Here is a 545-nt window from a genome sequence, read left to right on the forward strand (position 1 = left end):
TAACAACCGCCGTATCTGTTGATTCATCCGTTGGCGGGTCCTCAACATCTGGTTCATCTGTTGGAGGCTTCGGAACGACAACGTCACTATCAGAATCCGGTAAAACGCTAGGGTCTTCGATATCACCGCCAGTAGGGTCATCTGGTTTATGAGTAGGGTCGTCAACGTCTGGGTTGTCTGGGTTGTCTGGGTCAGGATTATCAGGGTCTGGATTATCAGGGTCTGGATTATCAGGGTCTGGATTATCAGGGTCTGGTTTTTCTGGCTCAGGAAGCTCAGCAGAGCAACTGGAATCGGTACAAAAACCGTTTAACGTACCATGTTGACACTCATCACCAGTATAATGCGCATCAGCAAAGCAGTTTCCAGAATCGCAACCAACAAAGGTAGTGAGTTGAGCAGTACAATTGGAGGCAGAACCGCACCAAAAGTTACCGAGCATGTCACGACCATAAGCTTGCTCATTCCACCAAACACCTAAAGTTGGCTCTGTTTCCATTAACTTTTCACAGTGATTTTTAGAAGCCTCGCACTGTCGAGTTTCA

1 pseudogene is annotated in these 545 nt (G+C 47.3%); it reads right to left on the reverse strand.

From position 1 onward, the window contains the following. Positions 1 to 499 (reverse strand): annotated as a pseudogene (locus tag R7040_RS29235) (hypothetical protein); the annotation flags it as partial. Between the last annotated feature and the right edge of the window lie 46 nt (positions 500 to 545).

It is taken from the genome of Vibrio sp. 1069, from assembly GCF_033340555.1.